The sequence below is a fragment of the Streptococcus sp. DD04 genome, from assembly GCF_001578725.1.
GTDB lineage: Bacteria > Bacillota > Bacilli > Lactobacillales > Streptococcaceae > Streptococcus > Streptococcus sinensis.
Genome location: NZ_KQ968985.1, coordinates 2,906 through 5,450 on the forward strand (window position 1 = coordinate 2,906; position 2,545 = coordinate 5,450).

The 2,545-nt window shown below is 43.8% G+C and carries 1 protein-coding gene; it reads left to right on the plus strand.

Features of this window, described 5'->3' with window-relative positions; genetic code table 11:
• Window positions 1-2,433: Cna B-type domain-containing protein (locus STRDD04_RS10775; RefSeq protein WP_156469092.1), on the plus strand; the 2,433-nt coding region annotated here is incomplete at its 5' end.
• Window positions 2,434-2,545: the final 112 nt, after the last annotated feature.

Here is a 2,545-nt window from a genome sequence, read left to right on the forward strand (position 1 = left end):
TCCGTTGAAGGAACGAAGACATGGGATGATGGCAACAACCAAGACGGCAAACGTCCAGATAAGATTAAGGTTCTCTTGAACAAGACGGTTGATGGTGTGACCACTAAGGTTGCGGAACAAGAAGTAACCAAGGATAACTGGAGCTACAAGTTCACCGACCTGCCGAAATACGAAGGTGGTAAGGAAATCACTTACTCCATCGATGAAGAAGCTGTTGAGGGCTACAAAAAAGATATCGACGGTTATAACCTGAAGAATAGCTACAAACCAGCCAAAACAGAGGTTTCTGTGCGCAAGGTTTGGAACGATAGCGACAATCAAGACGGCAAGCGTCCCGCTTCTATCACCGTTAAACTCCTCGCAGATGGCAAGGATACTGGGAAAACCCTCGAATTGTCAGAAGCGACTGGCTGGGCTGGCAGCTTTACGGAACTTGATGCCCAAAAAGGTGGCAAGGTGATTGATTACAAGGTTGTAGAGGCAACTTCGATCACAGGTTATACAACTGAAGTAACCGGAGATGCAGCTACTGGCTTTATGATTACCAATAGCTATAGCCCAGAAACAGTTGATATCAAAGCCACTAAAAACTGGGATGATGCGAATAACCAAGATGGTAAGCGTCCAACGAAGATTACGATTAATCTCTTAGCCGATGGTGAGAAGGTTGATTCTAAAGACGTTCAAGCTGCAACAGATGGCACCTGGACAGCTGAATTCAAGGGCAAAGCTAAGTACAAGAATGGGAAAGAAATCAAGTATACGGTAACGGAAGAAACCGTTGCAGAGTATGAAACAACCATTAACGATTTCAATATCATTAATAAGTACCTGCCAAAAGCTATTGAATACAAGGTAACCAAGGTTTGGAAGGATGCCAACAACCAAGATGGTAAACGCCCAGACTCTGTCACAGTACAACTTTACAAATCAGTGAATGGTTCAGAACCAACAGCAGTTGCAGGTCAGACATTAACCTTAACGGCTGCAGGTGCAACCGATGCGAATACATGGGTTGCCTCCTTCACAAACTTACCGCAATTTGAAAATGGACAAGAAATTGTTTACTCTGTGAAAGAAGTCAATGTGCCAGAAGGTTATGAAGCTTCTGTATCTGGTCAAATCGTAACCAATAGCCATGATCCGGAAACAATTGTCATTTCAGGAACCAAGGTTTGGGATGATAACGAGAACCAAGATGGTAAACGGACCACTTCTGTGAAAATTCAAGTTCTGCACGACGGTCAAGTCGTAGATGAAATGGAAGTTTCAGCAGCGACTGGATGGACCTTTGAATCAAAAGCCTTGCCTAAGTACAAGGATGGGAAGGAAATTGCTTATGAAGTCAAGGAAGTAGCAGTTGCAGAGTATGAAACTGAAATTAGCAAGACCAAGGATGGCAAATACACTGTTACCAACAAGCTGACTCCAAAGAAAATTGCAGTAAGTGGTCAAAAGACTTGGAACGATGCCAACAACCAAGATAGGAAACGTCCAGACTCCATTACGGTGAAGCTCTTAGCCAATGGCAAAGCGACTGGTAAAACAGCCACAGCGAGTGAAGCAACTGGTTGGAAGTATGAGTTTACAGAACTGGATCGCTATCAAGGTGGCAAAGAAATCACTTATACTGTCGAAGAAGTCGCTGTTCCGGAAGGTTATAAATCAGTACCAAATGGGATGAATGTAACTAACAATTACGAACCGAAAGTGACTCATGTTCAAGGAACGAAGACTTGGGACGATAACAACAACCAAGACGGCAAGCGCCCAGACAAGCTCAAGGTCTTCTTGAACAAGACTGTTAATGGCGTGACGACTAAGGTTGCGGAACAAGAAGTGACAGCTCCTGACTGGAGCTACAAGTTCACCGACCTACCTAAATATGAAGGCGGTAAGGAAATCACTTACTCCATCGACGAGGAAGCTGTTGAAGTCTATACTAAAGAGATTGACGGTTACAACCTGAAGAACAGCTATCGCCCAGATACGGTTTCAGTTGAAGGAACGAAAACATGGAATGATAACAACAACCAAGATGGTATTCGTCCAAGCTCTATCCAAGTGAAACTGCTTGCGGATGGGAAGGATACCGGACTGATCGCTACAGCGAGTGAATCAACCGGCTGGAAGTATCATTTTGAAGGACTAGCTAAAAACCAGAACGGTAAAGAAATTAAATATACAGTCCAAGAAGTGAATGTTCCGGAAGGCTATACTTCAGAAGTGAATGGTTACAATATTACCAATGTTCACACTCCGGAAGTACCGCCAACAACTCCTCCATCAAAACCAGAAGAGCCGAAGACACCAGGGAAACCGAAGAAGAAAAACATCTTACCTTCTACTGGTACCGTTGAGAACTTCTTCCTCTTCCTGATGGGACTCGGTACACTGGGCGGAGCCCTTTACCTAGGTAAGAAGAAAGTTTAGACCTGATAAGAGTTCACTCAAGCAAGCACTCGAAATCAGAACTTAAGCAGCTCTAAAAAAATCGAACCACATCAAGGGATTTCTTTCCGCTAGATGTGGTTCGATTTTTAAA